The 20,624-nt window shown below is 61.6% G+C and carries 13 protein-coding genes; 7 read left to right on the forward strand and 6 right to left on the reverse strand.

The window, feature by feature from the left end:
• Window positions 1-74: 74 nt before the first annotated feature.
• The 6 genes from BN1119_RS08570 to gltB all read right to left on the reverse strand — a co-directional run bounded on the left by BN1119_RS08570 (window position 75) and on the right by gltB (window position 9,299).
• The gene (locus tag BN1119_RS08570; protein ID WP_041996548.1) at window positions 75-479 is read right to left on the reverse strand and encodes a rhodanese-like domain-containing protein; all 405 of its coding nucleotides are present in this window, start codon (window positions 477-479) and stop codon (window positions 75-77) included.
• A gap of 15 nt (window positions 480-494) precedes the next feature.
• A complete protein-coding gene (locus tag BN1119_RS08575) occupies window positions 495-1,334 on the reverse strand; it encodes a cobalamin-binding protein (RefSeq protein WP_084205365.1) in 840 nt (279 codons plus the stop codon).
• A gap of 120 nt (window positions 1,335-1,454) precedes the next feature.
• Window positions 1,455-2,417 (reverse strand): cobalamin biosynthesis protein, encoded by a 963-nt coding sequence (locus BN1119_RS08580; RefSeq protein ID WP_244463706.1) that lies wholly within the window; start codon window positions 2,415-2,417, stop codon window positions 1,455-1,457.
• Window positions 2,414-3,106, reverse strand: a complete 693-nt coding sequence (gene mtnN, locus BN1119_RS08585) for a 5'-methylthioadenosine/S-adenosylhomocysteine nucleosidase (RefSeq protein ID WP_041996550.1) — start codon at window positions 3,104-3,106, stop codon at window positions 2,414-2,416. The genes BN1119_RS08580 and mtnN overlap by 4 nt, the downstream gene beginning before the upstream one ends.
• Window positions 3,107-3,414: 308 nt before the next feature.
• Window positions 3,415-4,830, reverse strand: a complete 1,416-nt coding sequence (locus BN1119_RS08590; RefSeq protein ID WP_041996553.1) for an FAD-dependent oxidoreductase — start codon at window positions 4,828-4,830, stop codon at window positions 3,415-3,417.
• Window positions 4,831-4,841: 11 nt separating this feature from the next.
• Complete coding sequence (gltB, locus tag BN1119_RS08595; RefSeq protein ID WP_041996556.1) at window positions 4,842-9,299, reverse strand: glutamate synthase large subunit; 4,458 nt, start codon at window positions 9,297-9,299, stop codon at window positions 4,842-4,844.
• 601 nt (window positions 9,300-9,900) lie between these two features.
• On the opposite strand from gltB, the gene BN1119_RS08600 reads away from it, so the two are divergent.
• The 7 genes from BN1119_RS08600 to BN1119_RS08630 form a co-directional block, all read left to right on the forward strand.
• On the forward strand, window positions 9,901-10,821 hold the full coding sequence (locus tag BN1119_RS08600) for a tRNA modification radical SAM protein MnmL/YtqA (RefSeq protein ID WP_041996560.1): 921 nt from the start codon (window positions 9,901-9,903) through the stop codon (window positions 10,819-10,821).
• Window positions 10,822-11,192: 371 nt separating this feature from the next.
• Window positions 11,193-13,337 (forward strand): type I secretion system permease/ATPase, encoded by a 2,145-nt coding sequence (locus tag BN1119_RS08605; RefSeq protein ID WP_041996562.1) that lies wholly within the window; start codon window positions 11,193-11,195, stop codon window positions 13,335-13,337.
• Complete coding sequence (locus BN1119_RS08610) at window positions 13,330-14,721, forward strand: HlyD family type I secretion periplasmic adaptor subunit (RefSeq protein ID WP_041996565.1); 1,392 nt, start codon at window positions 13,330-13,332, stop codon at window positions 14,719-14,721. Before BN1119_RS08605 ends, BN1119_RS08610 begins: the two co-directional genes overlap by 8 nt.
• A gap of 36 nt (window positions 14,722-14,757) precedes the next feature.
• Window positions 14,758-16,077: a TolC family outer membrane protein gene (locus tag BN1119_RS08615; RefSeq protein WP_041996570.1), complete on the forward strand. Its 1,320-nt coding sequence runs from the start codon at window positions 14,758-14,760 to the stop codon at window positions 16,075-16,077.
• A 139-nt stretch (window positions 16,078-16,216) separates the two neighbouring features.
• Window positions 16,217-16,942 (forward strand): transglutaminase-like cysteine peptidase, encoded by a 726-nt coding sequence (locus BN1119_RS08620; protein WP_374704012.1) that lies wholly within the window; start codon window positions 16,217-16,219, stop codon window positions 16,940-16,942.
• 3 nt (window positions 16,943-16,945) lie between these two features.
• Window positions 16,946-18,868 (forward strand): EAL domain-containing protein, encoded by a 1,923-nt coding sequence (locus BN1119_RS08625; RefSeq protein ID WP_041996573.1) that lies wholly within the window; start codon window positions 16,946-16,948, stop codon window positions 18,866-18,868.
• Between the two features lie 268 nt (window positions 18,869-19,136).
• A partial coding sequence (locus tag BN1119_RS08630) for a retention module-containing protein (RefSeq protein ID WP_167335462.1) occupies window positions 19,137-20,624 on the forward strand: 1,488 nt, incomplete at its 3' end.

Here is a 20,624-nt window from a genome sequence, read left to right on the forward strand (position 1 = left end):
GTGCATCTCGCGTGAAGAGGAAATCAGATAAATGGGAATGCAAAATCAGGGCCAGAAATAAGGTCACTGGCTCATCAATTGGTGCCAAAAGGGGCTTGCTGTTGGGCATCCTTGTATTTCAGCCAGCCTGGATAGTCGCCGCTCAGGTGATAGACATGGCCAAATCCGGCCTTCTCCAGCTCGGTTTGTGCCAGTATGGCCCGTCGGCCGCTGCGGCAATAGACCACGATCGGCAGCCTTCTGTCATCGCCGAGTTCGACCAGGCGCTGGCGCAGCTGGTCGTGGGAGATGTTGATGGCGCCGGGGATGTGTCCCTCGGCAAATTCCGCCGGGGTGCGCACATCCAGCAGCAGGGGGCGCTTGCCCGACTGCTGCTGCCAGCTTTGCAGTGTCTGGTTGTCGATGGGGACGGCCGCCATGACGGGGCTGGCGAGGGCGGCGCACAGCAGCAACAGACAGGCTCGAGATGAGAGGGCCATGGGTGACATCCTTATCTAGGGGAGGGAAGTGCGCGCCGCGGCGATGGCCAGGCACACCTGTTCGACCGCGTTGAGTGCCCGCGGAGTGAATCTGTGCAGCTCGTCCGGGTTGATCAGGACGAGCCTGCGCTCCTTCACGGCAGTCAGGCTGGGCCATTGCTGCCAGTGGGCCAGCGCCTCTGCATCCCGGCTGCCGGCGAGGATGAGCTGGGGGTCGGCCTTGATGATCTGCTCCAATCCCACTTGGGGATAGGGGCTGGCGGCGTTGGCGACCAGATTGTGGCCGCCGCACAGGGTGATGGCCTGGGCAGGCCAGGCGACGCCGCTGACGCTGGTGAGCGGCGGGTACCAGAGCTGATAGAAGACGCGCACCGGCTCGCCATGGCCGTATCTGCTCTTGAGGGCCTTGAGCCTGGCCAGATAGGCGTCGGCCTGGGCATCGGCATTGTGCTGTAACCCCAGCCGGGAGCCCAGGGCCCAGATCTCCTGACCCAATGAGGCAAAATCGGTGGGCTCTGAATAAAACACCGGGATGCCGAGCTGCTCGATGGGTGCCAGCATGCGGGACTGGGCCGAGCGCCAGGCCACCACCAGGTCGGGCTTTTGCGCCAGCAGGGCCTCGACATTGATGCTGCGATAGTTGGCCACATGGGGCAGGGTGCGCGCCTCGGGGGGCGTGTCTGAGGCATCGTCGGTGGCGACGATGCGATCCCCGGCCCCCAGGTCAAACAGCAGCTCGGTCAGGTGAGGGGTGAGGCTGATGATGCGCCGGGGCGGCTCGGCGGCCTGCCCGCTGGCGGTCGCCAGGCTGGCCAGCAGCCAGAGCAGGGGCAGACCTATGACTGGTCTAGCCATGGTTGCCTCCCGTCAAGTGGGGCAGCAGCCAGAGCAGGGTCAGACCTATGACTGATCTAGCCATGGTTGCCTCCTGTCAAGTGGACCAGCAGCCAGAGCAGGTTCAGAACTAAGCCTGCACTAGCCATGGTTGCCTCCCGCCAGGGTGAGCAGCAGCATCAGGGCCAGCCATCCCCAGCCGATCAACTGAAGCCGGTTGAGCAGTCGGTGTGGACTCTCCCAGTCGGGATCGCCTCCCTTCCCCAGCACCGCCAGCCTCACCAGAGTGCCCTGATAGTAACGGGGTCCCCCCAGGCGCAGCCCAGACTGACAGGCCAGGGCGGCGAGCAGGGCGCCGGCGGCCGGATGGGGCCAGTGAGTCAGACCATGGCGCCATGCCCGCATACCCTCCCTGAGACGGGGGGGCAGGGCGGGCAGGGCCAGCAGCAGGGCAGCCGGGGCGATCAGGGCCTGATAGAGGGCCGCGGCCGGGCGGCCGAAGTGGGTGAAATCTGCCTGCTTGCCACTCCAGGCGAGGTGGCTGAGCTGGGCGAGGCGCCAGAGCAGGGCCCCCTGCACCCCAGCCAGGGCAAAGCCGAACAGGGGGCCGGCCCAGCCTCCGAGCAGGCGCAGCAGTGTGCCTTCGCACAGGGCCTTGGCGAGGCCCATGGCCGAGAGTTTGCCCGTCTCGCGCCTGAGCCAGGGAGCGGCTTGCAGCCGGGCCAGGGGCAGGGTATCCCCCTTGAGCAGGGCACCGCCGGCACTGGCCAGGGTGCGCAGGGGGCGAGACTCTATCAGCAGCAGCAGGCATAGCAGGTCGAACAGGGGCTCGCTGAGGGAGAGATTGCGCACCGCCCAAAGCCCGGCTGCGCAGGGCACCCAGACCACCAGCAGGGCCAGCATACCGGCCTGCCACTGGGCACGGGGGCTTCCGTCCGGGCGCCGTACCTTGTGGCCCAGGCGAGCCAGCAAGGGCTCGGCGGCGGAGAGGCGCAGCCACTCCGGCCTTGGCAGCAGGGCTTCGAGCAGGGCGGCGCCCGCCATGATGGCCGCCGGTGTGGCGGCCATCATGGCCAGGGTGTCGGAGGAGGGGATCGGGATCACAGCTTGCCAAGCAGGGAGAGGATCACCTCGGCGGAGTGTTGACCCGCCACCTCGATGAAGGCGTCGAAGGATTCCACCTGCTCCTTGCCGGCGATGTCGGACATGGCCCGCACCACCAGATAGGGGACACCGAACATGTGACACACCTGACCGATGGCGGCCCCTTCCATCTCCACCGCCAGCATCTGCGGGAAGTCGGCGCGGGCTTTGGCGATGGCGTCCGGCTTGCACATGAACTGATCGCCGGTACAGATGAGGCCGACCCTGGTCTGGTGCTTGCCATGGAGGGCGACGCACTCCTGGGCTAGGGCGATCAGCCTGTCATCACAGGGGAAGGCGGCGGGCTGCTGGGCCATCTGGCCCATCTCGTAACCGAAGGCGGTCACGTCCACATCGTGGAAGCGCATCTCGCTGGCGATGACCACGTCACCTATGTGCAAGTCCTGGGCGAAGCCGCCGGCGGAGCCCGTGTTGATGACGCAATCCGGGGAAAATTTTTCCAGCAGCAGGCTGGTGGCGACGCTGGCGGCCACCTTGCCGATGCCGGAGCGGGTCAGGACTACCTCTTTGCCCGCCAGGGTGCCGCAGTAAAACTCGCAGCCGCCGACCCTGGTGGTGGTCATGTCGCTCAGTTGGCCGCGCAGCAGGGCAACTTCCTGCTCCATGGCGCCTATGATACCTACTCTCATCACAAACCTCGTCTATAGGCATAGCCCGGCTAAGTTGCGGCAATCATAGCAAAAAATGGTGCCAAGCCCAGCGATGAGGCGGCTCTGGCCGCGCGTCTGCATAAAAAAGCGCCCCCGCAGGGGCGAGGGGGCGAGCGATGGCCCCGGATGAGAGTGGGGGAGTGCCCATGTGCCTGTGGTGGGACTGCGACTGTGCTGGCGGTGGCACCCGATCCGAGCCGGGCGCACCATGGCCTTCCCAGGGGGAGCCTGCAAAGAAACAGCCCCGCATCTGCGGGGCTGTTTGCTGGGGACCAGGGGGAGGCGGATCAGACCGCCAGATAGTCCATGATCCCTTCTGCGGCCTTGCGGCCTTCGTAGATGGCGGTGACCACCAGATCCGAGCCACGCACCGCATCGCCACCGGCAAACACCTTGGGATTGGTGGTCTGGAAGGCAAAATCACTCTGCTCCGGCGCCCGGATGCGCTCGCGGCTGTCGAGCTCGATGCCATACTCCGCCATCCAGGGTTGGGGATTGGGCTGGAAGCCAAACGCCATCACCACCGCATCGGCGGCCAGTACCTGCTCGGAGCCCTCGATCACCACAGGGTTGCGGCGACCGTTGGCATCGGGGGCCCCCAGCTCTGTGCTCACCACCCTGATGCCGCAGGTGCGGCCATGGGCATCCAGCTCCACGCCGATGGGTTGCAGGTTGAACATGAATTCCACCCCCTCCTCGCGGGCGTTTTGCACCTCCCGCTTGGAGCCAGGCATGTTCTCGGCATCCCGGCGATAGGCACAGATCACCTTGTCGGCCCCCTGACGGATGGCGGTGCGCACGCAGTCCATGGCGGTGTCACCGCCGCCGAGCACCACTACCTGCTTGCCGGCGAAGTCGATGTAGTCGCGCTGCGCCTTCTCGAACCCCAGCAAGCGGTTGGCGTTGGAGATGAGATAGGGCAGGGCGTCATAGACCCCCGGCGCAGTTTCGTTCTCGAAGCCGCCCTTCATGTACTTGTAGGTACCGACCCCGAGGAAGACCGCATCGAATTCGCCGAGCAAGTCGGCGAAGGAGACATCCTTGCCCACCTCGGTCTCGAGGCGAAACTCGATGCCCATGGCCTCGAATATCTCGCGGCGGCGCTGCATCACCTCTTTTTCCAGCTTGAAGGAGGGGATGCCGAAGGTGAGCAGGCCACCTATCTCCGGGTACTTGTCGAACACCACGGCGCTGACCCCGCTTCTGGCAAGCACGTCGGCACAGGCCAGGCCGGCCGGGCCCGCACCGATGACGGCGACCCGTTTACCGGTCTGGACCACCTTGGAGAGATCCGGGCGCCAGCCCATCTCGAATGCCTTGTCGGTGATGTATTTTTCGATGTTGCCTATGGTCACGGCGCCGAATCTGTCGTTGAGGGTGCAGGCACCCTCGCACAATCTGTCTTGCGGGCAGACGCGGCCGCACACCTCCGGCAGGCTGTTGGTCTGGTGGGAGAGTTCCACCGCCTCCAGGATGCGCCCCTCGTTGGCCAGTTTCAGCCAGTTGGGGATGTAGTTGTGTACCGGGCACTTCCATTCGCAATAGGGGTTGCCGCAGTCGAGGCAGCGATCCGCCTGCATGCCGACCTGGGCCTGGTTGAAGGACTCGTATATCTCCACAAACTGGATCTTGCGGATCTTGAGCGGTTTCTTCGGCGGGTCGACCCGCTGAACATCGATAAACTGGAATACGTTCTGGCTCATAGGTTCCCTCCTTACTGCGCCTGGATTCTGAGTTCTGCACTGGAACGACTGGTGTGGCCCAAGAGGGACTTGACGTCGCTGGACTTGGGTTTGATCAGCTTGAACTTCGGCACATAGGAATCAAAGTTGGCCAAAATTTCCTCGGCGCGTGAGCTGCCGGTTGCGTTCAGATGTTCGGTAATGATGCCGCGCAGGTGCTCCTGGTGAATGGCGAGGCTCGCCACTTCCAGCAGTTCCACCAGCTCGGGGTTGGTGCGCTTGGCGAAGTTGCCATCGCAGTCGAGCACATAGGCAAAACCGCCTGTCATGCCCGCCGCGAAGTTGACCCCGGTCTCGCCCAGTACGGTGACTATGCCCCCTGTCATGTATTCACAGCCGTTGTCGCCTATGCCCTCGACCACCGCCAGCGCACCTGAGTTGCGCACCGCGAAGCGCTCGCCCGCGGTACCGGCCGCATAGAGCTTGCCGCCGGTGGCGCCATAGAGGCAGGTGTTGCCTATGATGGCCGCCTCGTGGGACTTGAACGACACGCCCACATGGGGTTTGACCACCAGCTTGCCGCCGGTCATCCCCTTGCCCACGTAGTCGTTGGCATCCCCGGTGAGGATCATCTCGAGGCCCCCCGCGTTCCAGACGCCGAAGCTCTGGCCTGCGGTGCCGTTGAAGTGGACCCGTACCGGATCGGCTGCCATGCCCTGGTTGCCGTGACGCTTCACGATCTCGCCGGACAGGCGGGCCCCGACGGAGCGGTCGGTGTTGCGGATGTCGTAGCGATACTCGCCGCCGTTCTTGGTCTCGACGGCCTCGAGCAGGTCTTCGACCATGCGCAGGTTCAGGGGCCCCTTGTCGAAGGTGGGGTTGTGCTGCTGGCAGAACAGGCTGGAGCCTGCCACCGCCACCGGCTTGGCCAGGATGCCGGAGAGATCCAGCTTGGCCTGGCGGGCGGTGAGGCCGGGCAGGGCTTCCAGCAGCTCGGTGCGGCCAATCAGATCCGTCAGCTGGCTGACCCCGAGCTGGGCCATGAGTTCACGGGTCTCGTGGGCGACGAACTTGAAGTAGTTCATGGCCATCTCGGGCAGACCGGTGAAGTGCTCGCGGCGCAGCTTCTCGTCCTGGGTGGCGACGCCGGTGGCACAGTTGTTGAGGTGGCAGATGCGCAGGTATTTGCAGCCGAGCGCCACCATGGGGCCGGTACCGAAGCCGAAGCTCTCGGCGCCGAGGATGGCCGCCTTGATGATGTCCAGACCCGTCTTGAGGCCGCCATCCACCTGCAGGCGCACCTTGTGGCGCAGGCCGTTGGCGACCAGGGCCTGCTGGGTCTCGGCCAGCCCCAGTTCCCAGGGGGAGCCGGCATACTTGACCGAGGTGATGGGGCTCGCGCCCGTGCCGCCGTCATAGCCCGAGATGGTGATGAAGTCGGCATAGGCCTTGGCCACGCCGCAGGCGATGGTGCCGACGCCGGGCTCGGAGACCAGCTTGACCGACACCAGGCAGTTCGGGTTGATCTGCTTGATGTCGAAGATGAGCTGGGCCAGATCCTCGATGGAGTAGATGTCGTGGTGGGGCGGCGGCGAGATCAGGGTCACGCCGGGCACGGAGTAACGCAGCTGGGCTATCTGGGCCGTCACCTTGTCACCGGGCAGCTGGCCCCCTTCGCCGGGTTTGGCGCCCTGGGCGACTTTGATCTGCACCACGTCCGCGTTCATCAGGTAGTGGGGGGTGACGCCAAAGCGCCCCGAGGCCACCTGCTTGATGCGCGAGTTCTTCTCGGTGCCGAAGCGCTTGGGATCCTCGCCGCCTTCGCCGGAGTTGCTCTGACCGCCGAGGCGGTTCATGGCGATGGCCAGGGCCTCGTGGGCCTCGGGGCCCAAGGCGCCGATGGACATGGCGGCGGAGTCGAAGCGCTGGTAGAGGTTGGTGGCAGGCTCCACCTCGTCCAGGGAGATGGCCTGCTGGCCCTGCTTGACCCCGATCAGATCGCGCAGGGTCGCCACCGGCCGTTCGTTGACCAGGCGGGCATAGTGCAGGTAGTCGCTGTATTCGCCGGAGCGCACCGCGGTTTGCAGGGTCTGCACCACGTCCGGGTTGTAGGTGTGGTACTCCTCGCCGTGAACGAACTTGAGCAGGCCGCCCTGGTTGAGGGGCTTGCGCTTGAGCCAGGCGGTGCGGGCCAGATTGAGCTGATCCTGCTGGATGTCGTCGAAATCGGCCCCCTGGATGCGGCTCGATACCCCGCGAAAGCAGGTCTCTATGACGGATTGGGAGAGGCCGATGGCTTCGAACAGCTGGGAGCAGCGGTAGCTGGCCACCGTGCTGATGCCCATCTTGGACATCACCTTGTAGAGCCCCTTGTTGATGCCGTTGCGGTAGTTGAGCATGGCCTGGCGCAGGCTCATCTTGAGCACGCCCTCTTCCACCTGCTTGGCCAGGGTTTCATAGGCCAGATAGGGGTAGATGGCGGTGGCGCCAAAGCCCAGCAGCACGGCGAAGTGGTGCGGATCGCGGCAGCTTGCGGTCTCTACCAGTATGTTGGCGTCGCAGCGCAGGTTGTTGTCCACCAGGGTGCGCTGCACCGCGCCCACCGCCATGGCGGCCGGGATCGGCAGGGTGTCGGCGCTGATGTTTCTGTCCGACAGCACCAGCAGCACGGTACCGGCGCGGGCCGCGGTTTCGGCTTCCTGGCAGATGCGCTTCACCGCCGCTTCCAGCCCCTCGCTCGGGGCATAGTTGAGGTCGATCAGGGAGTGGCGATAGTGGTCGCCCTCCAGGGCCAGGAGCTGGTGGAAGTCGGAGTAAAGCAGGATCGGCGACTGGAACAGCACCCGGTGGGCGTGGCCGAAGGTCTCGTTGAAGACGTTCTGCTCGCTGCCGATGCAGGTAGCCAGGGACATGACGTGATTTTCCCGCAGGGGATCGATGGGCGGGTTGGTCACCTGGGCGAACATCTGGCGGAAGTAGTCGTACAGGGTGCGCTGACGGGAGGAGAGCACCGCCATGGGGGTATCGTCACCCATGGAGCCGACGGCCTCCTGGCCGTTCTCGCCAAGCACGCGAATGACCTGATCCAGTTCCTCGTAGGAGTAGCCGAACAGTTTCTGATAGGTCTTGAGTTGATCGTCGTCCAGCTCGCGGGCGCCTGTGTTGGCGTCATCCATCTGCTCGAACGGCACCAGGCGTTTGCAGTGCTTGCCCATCCACTCCCTGTAGGTATGACGGCTCTTGAGATCGTCGTCGATCTCGAAGCTGGTCCACACCTTGCCGTTGCTGGTATCCACCACGAACAGCTCGCCCGGGCCGACCCGGCCCTTCTCCAGCACCTCGTCCGGGGTGTAGTCCCAGGTACCGACTTCGGAGGCGAGGGTGATGAACTTGTCCTTGGTGATGACGTAGCGGGCCGGGCGCAGGCCGTTGCGGTCGAGGGCGCAGGTGGCGTAGCGGCCGTCGGTCATGACGATGCCGGCCGGGCCGTCCCAGGGCTCCATGTGCATGGAGTTGAAGTCGTAGAAGGCCCGCAGATCTTCATCCATGTTGGGGTGTTTCTGCCACGCGGGCGGGATCAGCAGGCGCATGGCACGGAACAGGTCCATGCCGCCGGCGAGGAAGAGATCCAGCATGTTGTCCAGGCTCGAGGAGTCGGAGCCCGTGGTGTTGACGAAGGGCGCGGCCTCTTGCAGATCCGGAATGAGCGGGGTCGCGAACTTGTAGCTGCGGGCCTTGGCCCACTGGCGGTTGCCGGCGATGGTGTTGATCTCGCCGTTGTGGGCAAGATAGCGGAACGGCTGCGCCAGCGGCCAGCGCGGGCTGGTGTTGGTGGAGAAGCGCTGGTGGAACACGCAGATGGCCGATTGCAGGCGGATGTCGGCGAGATCCAGATAGAAGTGCGGCAGGTCCACGGGCATGCAAAGCCCTTTGTAGACGGTGACCAGGTTGGAGAGACTGACCACGTAGAAGTAGTCGTCGCTGATGCGCTTCTCGATGCGGCGGCGCACGATATAGAGGCGGCGCTCGAGATCCTTGTCGACCCAGCCGGGAGGCGCGTTGACAAACACCTGCTCTATGCTGGGCAGGGAGGCCTTGGCGATGGGGCCGAGCACATGGGTATCGATAGGTACCTGACGCCAGCCGACCAGGCTCAGGGTTTCCCGTTCCAGCTCTTCATTGATGATGTCGCGAGCCTGCTGGGCCAGCACGGGATCCGGATTGAGAAACAGCATGCCGACCGCGTACTTGCGGCCCAGGTGCCATCCCTTCTCTTCGGCGACCGCCCGAAAGAAGCTGTCGGGTTTTTGCAGCAGCAGGCCGCAGCCATCGCCGGTCTTGCCATCGGCGGAGATGCCGCCGCGGTGTTGCATGCGAGCCAATGCTGACATCGCGAGACGGACAAGCTTGTGGCTGGCTTCCCCTTCCATGTGGGCCAACAGGCCGAAGCCACAGTTATCCCTCTCCAGCTTTGGATCATATAGTGACATTGCATATCTCCCTTGCTCGGCCTTGTATCGCAAACTGCATAAATTGCGATTGGCTCTTGTGGTTCCGTCTGCCTGACGTGGCGAATCTCCAAACTAATGGGAATTTAGCAGCAGGTCAATTGGACACGTCAGATGTTTTAGCTGTTACAACCGCATAACAAAATCTGGTTGAATATCGACATTAAGGGGGTGTGTTGGTGTTTAAATCTGGGTTTGTTCATTTTTTCGGGATATTGGTGGTGAATATTGCGTCGTGGCAGTTCAGGTCGCATTCCCGTCAACCTGTAGTAATCTTACCAACCCCCTGCTGGAGCGAATGAGTTCGATCACATTTATCCGTTTCGAGACTTGCATTTGCCTTTCTTGGATCTACCACTTTATTTGTTTTTATAAACATAAGCTTATAACCCTATTGATAGGCTTTATTGTAAGAAAGTCGTCGCTCTGCGCGCCGACAGGGGTCATGAGAAAGTCTCGGTTGGAGATACTTATTCGTTTCGATGTGAATATTTATATGTTTTTCCACCCGCCAGACTCTTGATCCAGCTCAGCATGATGTCCAATCGAGCTTGTACAATGCCGGTTTTTGTCGGGAAACGTCATGCAGTTACACGAGCTGGTCAATACCCTGGGTCAGGATCTCAAGCGGCGCCATGGCGAGAAGATCCACAAGCTCTCCATTCATGGCGCCTTTACCTGCCCGAACCGGGACGGCACCCTGGGCCGCGGTGGTTGTACCTTTTGCAACGTCTCCTCCTTTGCCGACGAGTCGGCCCAGCAGCTTTCCGTGGTGGCCCAGCTGCACGCCCGCCGCGACGAGGTGACCCGGGCACGGCGCTATCTCGCCTACTTCCAGGCCTATACCAGCACCTATGCCGAAGTGGCTTACTTGAAGCGCATGTATGAGGAGGCGCTCTCGGTGAGCGACATGGTGGGACTGTGTGTCGGCACCCGGCCCGATTGCGTACCGGATGCGGTGCTGGATCTGCTGGCGGGGTATCAGCAGCAAGGTTATGAAGTGTGGCTGGAGCTGGGGCTGCAAAGCGCCAGCGACCAGACCCTCAGGCGGATCAATCGCGGCCATGGCTATGACGCCTACGCCGATGCGGTGCGCCGCGCCCACCTGCGCGGCATCAAGGTGTGTACCCATCTCATCGTCGGACTGCCGGGGGAGTGCGCCATGGACAGCCTGGCGACCCTGCACCGGGTGGTCGATACCGGCGTGGAGGGGATCAAGCTTCACCCCCTGCACGTGGTGGCGGGCAGCACCCTCGGCAAGGCCTGGCAGGCGGGGCGCCTCGAAGTGCCGACCCTGGAGGAGTATGTGGCGGCGGCGATCGCCATGATCCAGCACACCCCACCCGACGTGGTCTATCACCGCGTCTCGGCGTCAGCCCGGCGGCCGACCCTGCTCGCCCCCGCCTGGTGCGAGAACCGCTGGACAGCCATGAGTCTCATTGCCGCTGGGCTCGCCCGCACCGGGCCTCAAGGGAGCGCCCTGGAGCGCCCCTTCCTGCCATGAGCCACTCATTGATGGATTTGTCATATTTAGCAAAAGAAACAGTGAGTTATTAGATGAAAATCATACTCTGTTCTATAGTTCTCAGGGCGCTGAACTGGTATGGTGCTTCGTTTGAAAATCGCTGCCGATCCCGCCCCGGGCGGGTGCCATATAGATGTGATGTTGTCATGGTCTCCTCGCCTCCCTGAGGTCGATATCTCGCTGTGGCAGCCGCTGCCATCTCCCGTTCTCGTCGGGGTGGCGGCAAATATGGTAGCGAACGAGTATTCTTTTTGGCTTATCATATGTCGGCATGGCTCCCTGGCTGATTGGCCACGTAGTGAGGGAGCCTGGACAAGCCGGGCGCCAGCCTCATCTATAAACGGGACAATATGCAAGCAGAAACCGACCATATCGACGAGTTGTTGGAATGCCTGGTCTTCCTGACCCGTTTCTACGGCGTGCCCAACAGCAAGGATGCCTTGACCACAGGGCTGCCCCTGGTGTCGGGCCGCCTGACCACGGCGCTGTTCAGTCGTGCCGCCGAGCGAGCCGGGCTGTCGGCGCGGGAAGTCTTGCAGCCCCTGGATCAGATCTCCTCCCTGTTGCTGCCCTGCATCTTGCTGACCCGCAATGGTGGCGCCTGCATCCTGCTGGAGTGGAACGAGGATCGCAGCCAGGCCAAGGTGATTTTTCCCCAGGCCGGTGATGCGGCCCAGTGGTTGACCATGGCCCAGCTCGGCGATGAGTATCTGGGGCGGCTCTTTTTCGTCAAGAAGCAGTTCCGTTTCGACGAGCGCTCTCCCAAGGTACTGGAGACCCGGGACGGTCACTGGTTCTGGAGCACCCTGCTGGAGTCCCGCGGCATCTATCGCGACGTGCTGGTCGCCTCCATCCTCATCAACCTGTTTGCGGTGGCCAGCCCCCTGTTCACCATGAACGTCTACGACAAGATAGTGCCCAACCTGGCGTTTGATTCCCTCTGGGTGCTGGCGGTGGGGGCCGTGGTGGTGTTCACCTTCGATTTCGTGATGCGTCAGTTGCGCAGCTACTTCATCGATATCGCCGGCAAGAAGTCGGACGTGCTGCTGTCGGCCAAGATCTTCGCCAAGGTGATGGGGATGCGGATGGAATCCAGACCCGCCTCCACCGGTGCCTTCGCCAAGCATCTGCAGGAGTTCGAGTCGGTCCGCGAGTTCTTCACCTCGGCCACCGTCTCGACCCTGATCGACCTGCCCTTCGCCATCCTGTTCCTGGTGGTGATCTGGCTGTTTGCCGGGGTCATGGTGGTGGTGCCCATCATCGCCATGCTGATCCTGCTGGTATACAGCTTCTATATCCAGGGCTCCCTCAAGCAGTCCATCGAGGAGGGATCACGGCTCGCCTCCCAGAAAAATGCCAACCTGGTGGAGAGCATCGCCGGTCTCGAGACCGTCAAGATCTTCGGCGCCGAGAGCATGTTCCAGCACCGCTGGGAGCAGGCCGTCTCCCACATCTCCACCTGGGGCGTGCAGACCCGGCGCATCACCAATTCCATGTCTTCCCTGGCCAGCTATGTCCAGCAGGTGGTCACCGTGGGTCTGGTGATCGTCGGCGTCTACCAGATTGCCGACGGCCTGGTCACCATGGGGGGCATGATCGCCGCCGTCATGCTGTCGAGCCGTGCCATCGCGCCCATGGTGCAGCTCTCCGTCCTCTCCACCCGCTACAATCAGGCCCGCTCCGCGCTGACCATTCTCGAGGGCATCATGGACACCCCGGGCGAACAGGAGGAGGGGCGCCAGTACGTGCATCACCCCGTGATAGAGGGGCGCATCGAATTCGAGAATGTGACCTTCAAGTATCCGGGCATGGAGACCAGCACCCTGCATGGCATCAATCTCAAGATTGAGCCGGGGGAGAAGGTGGCCATCATAGGGCGCATTGGCGCGGGCAAGACCACGCTGGAGAAGCTGCTGATGGGGCTCTATCGCCCGACCGATGGGTCGGTGCGGCTCGATGGTTTCGAACTCGATCAATTGCCGCCTTCGGCCGTGCGGCGCAACATCGGCTGCGTGCCCCAGGACGTGACCCTCTTCTTTGGTTCGGTGCGAGACAACATCATGCTGGGCAATCCGCTGGTGGATGATGCCAAGGTGCTGCGTGCCGCCAAGCGGGCCGGGGTGACCAGTTTCACCAACCGGGATCCCAACGGCCTGGACAGGCAGATAGGCGAGGGGGGGCGTCAGCTCTCCGGCGGTCAGCGCCAGGCAATACTGCTGGCTCGCGCCCTGCTCAATGACCCTCCCATCCTGGTCATGGATGAGCCGACCTCCAACATGGACAACCAGTCCGAGCAGCAGGTGAAGCAGGAGCTGGCACGGCTCGGGCCCGAGACCACCCTGATCGTCATCACCCACAAGACCCTGATGCTGGATGTGGTCAACCGGGTGATCGTCATGGAGCAGGGCAAGATAGTGGCCGATGGGCCCAAGGCGCAGGTGTTGCAACAGCTCAAAGAGGGCAAGGTCAGGGTCCAGGAGGCATCCCATGGATAAGAAAGAGGTGCTGCCTGCCCAGGAACATCTGACCTTCGTCGATGATGGCGCCGCCGCCGTGCTGCTGAGCACGCCGACTCGGGCCAGGGTGCTGCTCTGGTGCTGTTTCATCTTCTTCATGAGCGCCCTGGTGTGGGCGGCCTGGGCCAAGCTCGACGAGGTGACGGTAGGGCAGGGCAAGGTGATCCCGTCTCGCCAGTTGCAGGTGATCCAGAACCTGGAGGGGGGGATCGTCAAGGAGATCTTCGTCAAGGAGGGGGATATTGTCGAGAAGGGGCAGCCCTTGCTGCGCATCGATGACACCCGTTTTCGCTCCGATTTTCGCGAGCGTGAGCAGGAGCTGGTCACCCTCAAGGGCGACATAGCGCGTCTGCGGGCCGAGATCCGCAGCGTGGTGGTCAAGACGGAGCCCAACATAGGCTGGCGGGAACAGGTGGTGATCGACAAGCAAGCCATCGATTTCCCGGAAGGGTTCGAGAATGTCTTTGCCGAATATGCGGCCCGTGAGGTATCGGCGCAAAATGATCGGCTCAACAATCTCAAGAACCAGCTCTATATTCTGGGCCAGCAGATAGAGCAGAAAGAGCAGGAATTAATCGAGCTCAACGCGAAAATACGCACCATCAGTCGCAGTGTCGACCTGGCCCGTCAGGAGCTGAATATCAGCCGTCCCCTGGCAAAAGAGGGAATTGTGCCTCAGGTGGAATTGATCAAGCTCGAGCGCCAGGTCAATGACATGCAGGGGGAGCTGGAAAGCAACCGGCTCGTTATTCCCAAATTGAATTCAGCATTGCGTGAGGCCATCTCCAAGCGCAATGATATTGCCTTGAAATTCCGGGCCGATGCCCAGACCGAGCTCAATGAAAGGCAGGGCAAGCTGGGCCAGCTCTCCGCAGGCCAGGTGGGTTTGCGGGACAGGGTGGATAGAACCAGCGTGGTCGCTCCCCTCAAGGGAACGATCAAAAAGCTGAAAATCAATACCTTGGGCGGGGTGGTCCAGCCAGGCATGGATCTGATGGAGATAGTGCCACTTGAGGATACACTCCTGATTGAGGCCAAAGTATCCCCCAAGGACATAGCCTTCCTGCGCCCCGGGCTGGCCGCCGTAGTGAAATTTACCGCCTATGATTTCACCATTTATGGCGGGCTTCATGGCAAGGTAGAACAAATCAGTGCAGATTCCATTCAGGATGAGGAGGGGAATTCCTTTTATCTGGTACGGGTCAGGACGGAAAAAAGCTATCTTGGGGATGAGACCAATGCATTGCCCATCATCCCGGGGATGTTGGCCAGTGCGGATATAATCACGGGTAAAAAGAGTGTTTTGGACTATTTGCTGAAACCGATATTGCGGGCCAAACAGTCGGCATTGAGAGAACGATAAGCCAACAATCAATAAAAACATATGACTGGAGATATTATGAAAAAGACGATTGTTGCCATGATTGTGAGTGGCGCTATATTCCTTCCGGGCCTGGCTCAGGCCCAATCGTTGGAGCAATCCGTTGCTCAGACGCTGGCTACCCACCCCAAGATCAAGGAAGCGTTTGATCTCTACCAGGCCCGCATGTACCAGCATGATGGTGCCAAGGGTGGCTACTATCCCACCGTCGATCTGCGCGCAGGGGTCGGCTATGAAGAGACCGACAGCCCGACCACTCGCGTGGGCGGCCCCGGTATCGATGACACCCTGACCCGCAAGGAGGCGGGACTGAGTCTGCGTCAGATGCTGTTCGACGGCTTCGATGTCAGCAGCAACGTGTCCCGCACCAAAGCCGAGGCCAATGCCCAGCGACTGGCCATGATCTCGGAAGCGGAGAACACGGCGCTGCGCACCGCAGAGGTCTACCTCAACATGTTGCGCCAGCAAGAGATACTGGAGCTCTCCAAGGACAACCTGGCGACCCATGAGCAGATCCGCAGCGACATCAGCAAACGGACCGACTCCGGTCTGGGTTCTACCGCGGATCAGACCCAGATTGAAGGCCGTGTCGCCCGTGCCTACGCCAACCAGGCCGCGGCGGAGAACAACTATCGCGATGCCGAAAGCGAGTTTATCCGCGTCGTCAACGAAACCCCCAGGGATCTGGTTCAGCCGGTGCCCGATGCCAGCCTGATGCCCGCGACCATAGAGACGGCGCTCAAGACGGCGACCGAGGCCCACCCGACCCTGCTCTCCTCCCTGCAGGACATAGAGGCGGCCAAGTACCAGCATGAAGGGTCCAAGTCCGGCTTCTATCCCAACGTCGCCATCGAGGTGGATAAGAACTGGAACGAGGACATCGATGCCATCAAGGGACGCAATGACGATCTGACCGCCATGGTGCGCATGCGTTACAACCTGTTCCGCGGCGGTTCCGATCTGGCCGAGAGCAAGGCCACCTCTGCGCTCTACTCCCAGGCGAAAGACATTCACCTCAATGCGTTCCGTCAGGTGGAGGAAGGGACTCGTCTGGCCTGGAATGCCAAACAGTCTCTGGATCAGCAGAAGATTTACCTGCAACAGCATGTGGACGCGAGCTATGACACGGTTCAGGCCTACAAGAAGCAGTTCGGACTGGGCCAGCGTACCTTGCTGGATGTCTTGAACACGGAGAACGAACTGTTCGAGGCGCGCCGCAGCTATATCAATGCGCAATATGACTCCCTCCTGGCTGACTACCGCATCCTCAATGCGACCGGCAGTCTGCTCAGTGCCATGCAGGTGCAGCCACCCGCCGAGTGGCAAGCCAAAAACTGATGCAATGCATTGATGTTGTGTGTGGGAGATGACGACAATCCACTTGTCGTCATCTCCGTATCAGGGTTGCAGCATGTCGCTCTCGTCTCCCGTGTTTTGTAACTCATATGGCAGTCAGCCCGTTGCGTAGGGGAAAGATGTGACAGCGTGGTCAATCGGGCGTTGGCTCAGTCCCTGTTATCGCAAGGGGCGACATCTGCTCTGGTGCGGGCTTGCCCTGCTTCCTCTGCTGCTGGCGGCGAGCCAGCCGCTGACGGATGCCGATCTTGCCCTCATCAAGCGGGCCAAGGACACCTATGGTGAGCGGGCGGGCAAACGCGCCGCGAGCTGGCGTCTGCTGGCACTTGAGAGCAGGGCGGCGGCCTGGCCGGAACGTCAGAAACTGGAGCGAGTCAATCGTTTCTTCAATCAGCTGCGCTTTATCGACGACAGCAAGCTGTGGCGCAAGAAGGATTACTGGGCCACGCCCCTCGAGTTTCTGGGGGCCGCGGGGGGGGATTGCGAAGACTTCAGCATCGCCAAGTATTTTACCCTGCTGGAGCTGGGCATCGACGATGAGAAGATGCGGATGGTGTATGTCAAGGCGCTGGATTACAACCAGTTTCATATGGTTGTCGCCTACTATGAGACCCCGTCATCCGTGCCGATCATCCTGGATAACCTGATAGGGGACATACGCCCGGCGACCGAGCGTAGGGACTTGCTGCCTATCTACAGTTTCAATGGTCGTCACCTGTGGTTGATGAAGGCCCGTGGCCAGGGGGAGCTGGCCGGGCAGTCTTCACGTTTGGGATTATGGAATGATTTACGCAATCGCATGACTTCTGGGCGATTGGCTCGACCTGTGGTGAATTTGGATGATTAACCTATGACGCTATATCGACAATTACTGGCCACCATGCTGCTGTTGTTCGGGGTCCTCTTTGCCGTGACCTACTGGGTTCAATTCACGTCGACCCGGAACTATCTGGCGCAGCAGCAGGAGACCACGGTGATCAACACGGCCACCTCCCTCGGGCTGGCGCTGACCCCCTATCTCGAGAATGGCGACAAGGTGAGTGCCGAGTCGGTGCTCAAGGCCGTGTTTGATGGCGGTTATTACCAGCAGGTGCGACTCGACATGCTGGCCTCCAAGGAGGTGATCGAGCTCGACAACAGCCATGGCATCCAGGGGGTGCCCGCCTGGTTCATGGGGTTGGAGTTGTTTCCCGATGTATCCAATGAATCCATTCTCACCTCGGGTTGGCTCCAGCTCGGCAAACTCAAGGTGGTCGGCCACAGCGGCCAAGCCTACTACGAGCTCTGGCAGGGGATGACCAATCTGGCGAGCTGGTTCATCATCGGTTTCCTGGTAACGACCCTGCTGCTGATGCGTGCCCTCAACTATCTGCTCAAACCCCTGGCCCAGATCCGGGATCAGGCCCGGGAGATAGAGCTGCACCATTTCGGTCATGTGATCCCCGAGCCACGCACCCTTGAGCTCAAGCAGGTGGTACAAGCCATCAATACCCTCTCGGGCAAGCTGGCCGACCAGTTCAAGGAGCAGGCGCAAGAGGCGGAGCATCTGCGCGAGCGGGTCTATCTGGATGCCGTGTCTGGGCTGGGCAACCGGGCCTATTTCGTCGGCCAGGTCAACGCCTGGATAGCCGAGGGCGGGGAAGGGGGCATACTGCTGGTGGCGGTGGACATGCTTGACGACATCTATCGGGAGGAGGGCTTCGCCGCGCGCGACAACATGGTCAAGAGCATAGCCCAGAGCCTCAATGATGAACTCAGTGGCTGGGACGGGGCGGCCATCGCCCGTATCTCCGCCACCGAATATGCCCTGCTCTGCCCGACCAGCGAGCTGGCCAGCCTGCAAGAGCTGGCCGAGCGGATCAACGGCCGGATCGCCGATCTGGTGGTCAATCCCATGGGTGAGGCCGATGCCCTGTCCGTCATAGGGATCGCCGGGCGCGACAGCCAGGATGATCTCTCCAGTCTGCTGACCAAGGCGGATAACGCCCTCGGCCGGGCGCGCAACGAGCGCCGTGGCGCCGTGGTGATGGAGGGCGGCCACGCCCAGGGCATGATGGGGCGCCTGGCGTGGCGGGATCTGGTCGAAGATGCCATTGCCCGCCAACTGTGGCGTTTCAAGGCGCAGCCCGCCTGCCGTTTCGATGATGGCACCCGGCTGCACGCCGAGCTGTTTGCGGCCATTCATCGCGATGGTCACGACTATTTTGCCGGTCAGTTCCTGCCTGCCATCGAGCAGTTCAAGCTGGGCAGCGAATTCGACCAGGCGGTGCTGACGGCCACTGTGCCCTTGCTGCTCAAGGAGAGTGAATTGGTGCTGGCCATCAACATCACCCCGGGGGCCATCTGTTCAGATGAGTTCCTGCTCTGGCTGGGCAGCTTCCTTGGCAGCCACCCCGACCTCAAGAACCGTCTGTTGCTCGAGCTCCCGGAAGGCACCATCTTGAAGCATCAAGCCAGGGTCGAGGCGCTGGTGGCCGTGTTGCAGGAACATGGTTTCCAGTGGGGCGTGGATCACTATGGTCGCCACTTCCAGTCGCTGGGCTATCTGGAACAGCTGGCCCCCAGCTATGTCAAGGTGGACCATGGCTACACCAGTCAGGTGATGGAGCCTGGAGCGGATACCGCCTTCCTGGCCGCCGTGTGCCGCGCCGCACACAATGCAGGGATCTTGACCATCGCCACCCGGGTCGAAAACGAGCAACAGGTCGAGTTGCTCTCTCGTCTGCACATCGATGGGTATCAGGGTTTCGTGCACCCGGCCTTTCCCATCTGACGCTGTTTACATCCTGAAAGGGCGCCGCTGGGCGCCTTTTTTAATCACTATTGGTTGTAACAAAAAATAAACAATATCGGAAATCTTTATAAGGATTCTATTGAGACTTTCCATAACGCCTTGTTTTAATTGGCTAAGTGTCCAGCATTCGATTTGATTCAGGCTTTTCCCTCTTCTGACACGAACCCGGTACATTTTTGCAACGGACACCTTCGCGCTTCGCTCATAGGGTTGATACATCGAAACCCTCTGTGTTGGAGTCAAGGCTATGCGTACCCAAATGATCGAGAAGAGTGTCGTCGTTGCCTCAATGGAAGGTGAAATTCTGGTGGTCAATGCCGATGGCAGCACCCGTCCATTGCAAGGGGGCGAGACACTGCAGCCCGGCACCCAGTTGACCCTGAGTGATGATGCCAAGCTGGTGCTGATCACCCCGGAAGAAGCCGCCGCCCTGGCGCAGGGATCGTCGGTCGCCCCCGACGCAGAGATCCCGGCCGATGCCGCAAAACCAGATGGCACTGACACACCGCTCGATCCCAACGACATAGCTGCATTGCAACAATCCATCCTGGAAGGGGTTGACCCGACTCAGAGTTTTGAAGCCGCGGCGGCCGGTGGTGCCCCAGCCGCCGGTGGTGGCGGTGGCATAGGTGGTGTCGTCGGTGCCAGCGGTAACGGTGGCTTCGTCACCATCAGTCGTACCAATGGGGCGACCATCGCCCAGGCTGGGTTCGACACCAGCCATGACACGCAACAGACCATCGACCGGATACAAGAAGATCTGCCCGACCTTGACAATGAGTTGAGTGATCAAGACGAACAGGCCAGCGTCGCGGAAGATGAACAGCTCAACGGCAACCTCCTCGACAATGCCAGCAACCCGGATGGGCCGGATGCAGCCAGCGTGACCCTGTTCAGCTGGGGAGACAATATCAACCTGGTCGCGGGATCCACCGTGACCATCCCGGGTATAGGCACCCTCACGGTCAACGGCAACGGCGACTACAGCTTCACGCCGGCGTTGAACTATGACGGTCCGGTACCGCCGGTGAACTACAGCGTGACCGATGGTATCGATGTGGTGGACTCTACCCTGACCATCACTATCACGCCCGTCGATGAAGGTGTCAGCCTGACGGGACTGGGCCTGGCTGGTGGTGAACTGGTGGTCAGTGATGCCAACCTGGCCGATGGCACCAGCCCTAACCCGGCGGCACTGACACAAGGGGGGGTGTTCAGCTTCAGCGCGCCAGACGGAGTGCAGACCCTCAGCATCGCTGGCCTGCCGCTGATCACGAACGGCACAGTGACCACACTCCCGCAATCTTTCACCACTCCCCTTGGCAATAGCCTGCAGATCACCGCAATCAGTTTCGATCCCGTGACCGGTGCCGGCAGCATCAGCTACAGCTACAGCCTGCAAGATAACGAGAGTCACGTTAAACCGACCAATGACACCCAGCTGACCGAGAGTTTTCAGGTCACGCTCACCGACCAAGATGGTGATACCACCTCTGCCAGCCTGGATGCGGTGATCCAGGACGACGTGCCGACGGCGGTGAACGACAGCAACCCGGCCACGGCGAGCGAGAACAACCTCATCCTCAACGGCAACGTCATCAGCAATGACGTGCAGGGGGCGGATGGTGCGGCGGTGACGGCGGCCAACCTGACCGGCACCTACGGCAGCCTGGTGCTCAATGCCAATGGCACCTACAGCTACACCCTGGCGCCGCTGGATCCCCAATTCGTGGCG

The organism is Aeromonas bivalvium (assembly GCF_000819765.1).
In the GTDB taxonomy this organism is placed as follows: Bacteria; Pseudomonadota; Gammaproteobacteria; order Enterobacterales; family Aeromonadaceae; genus Aeromonas; species Aeromonas bivalvium.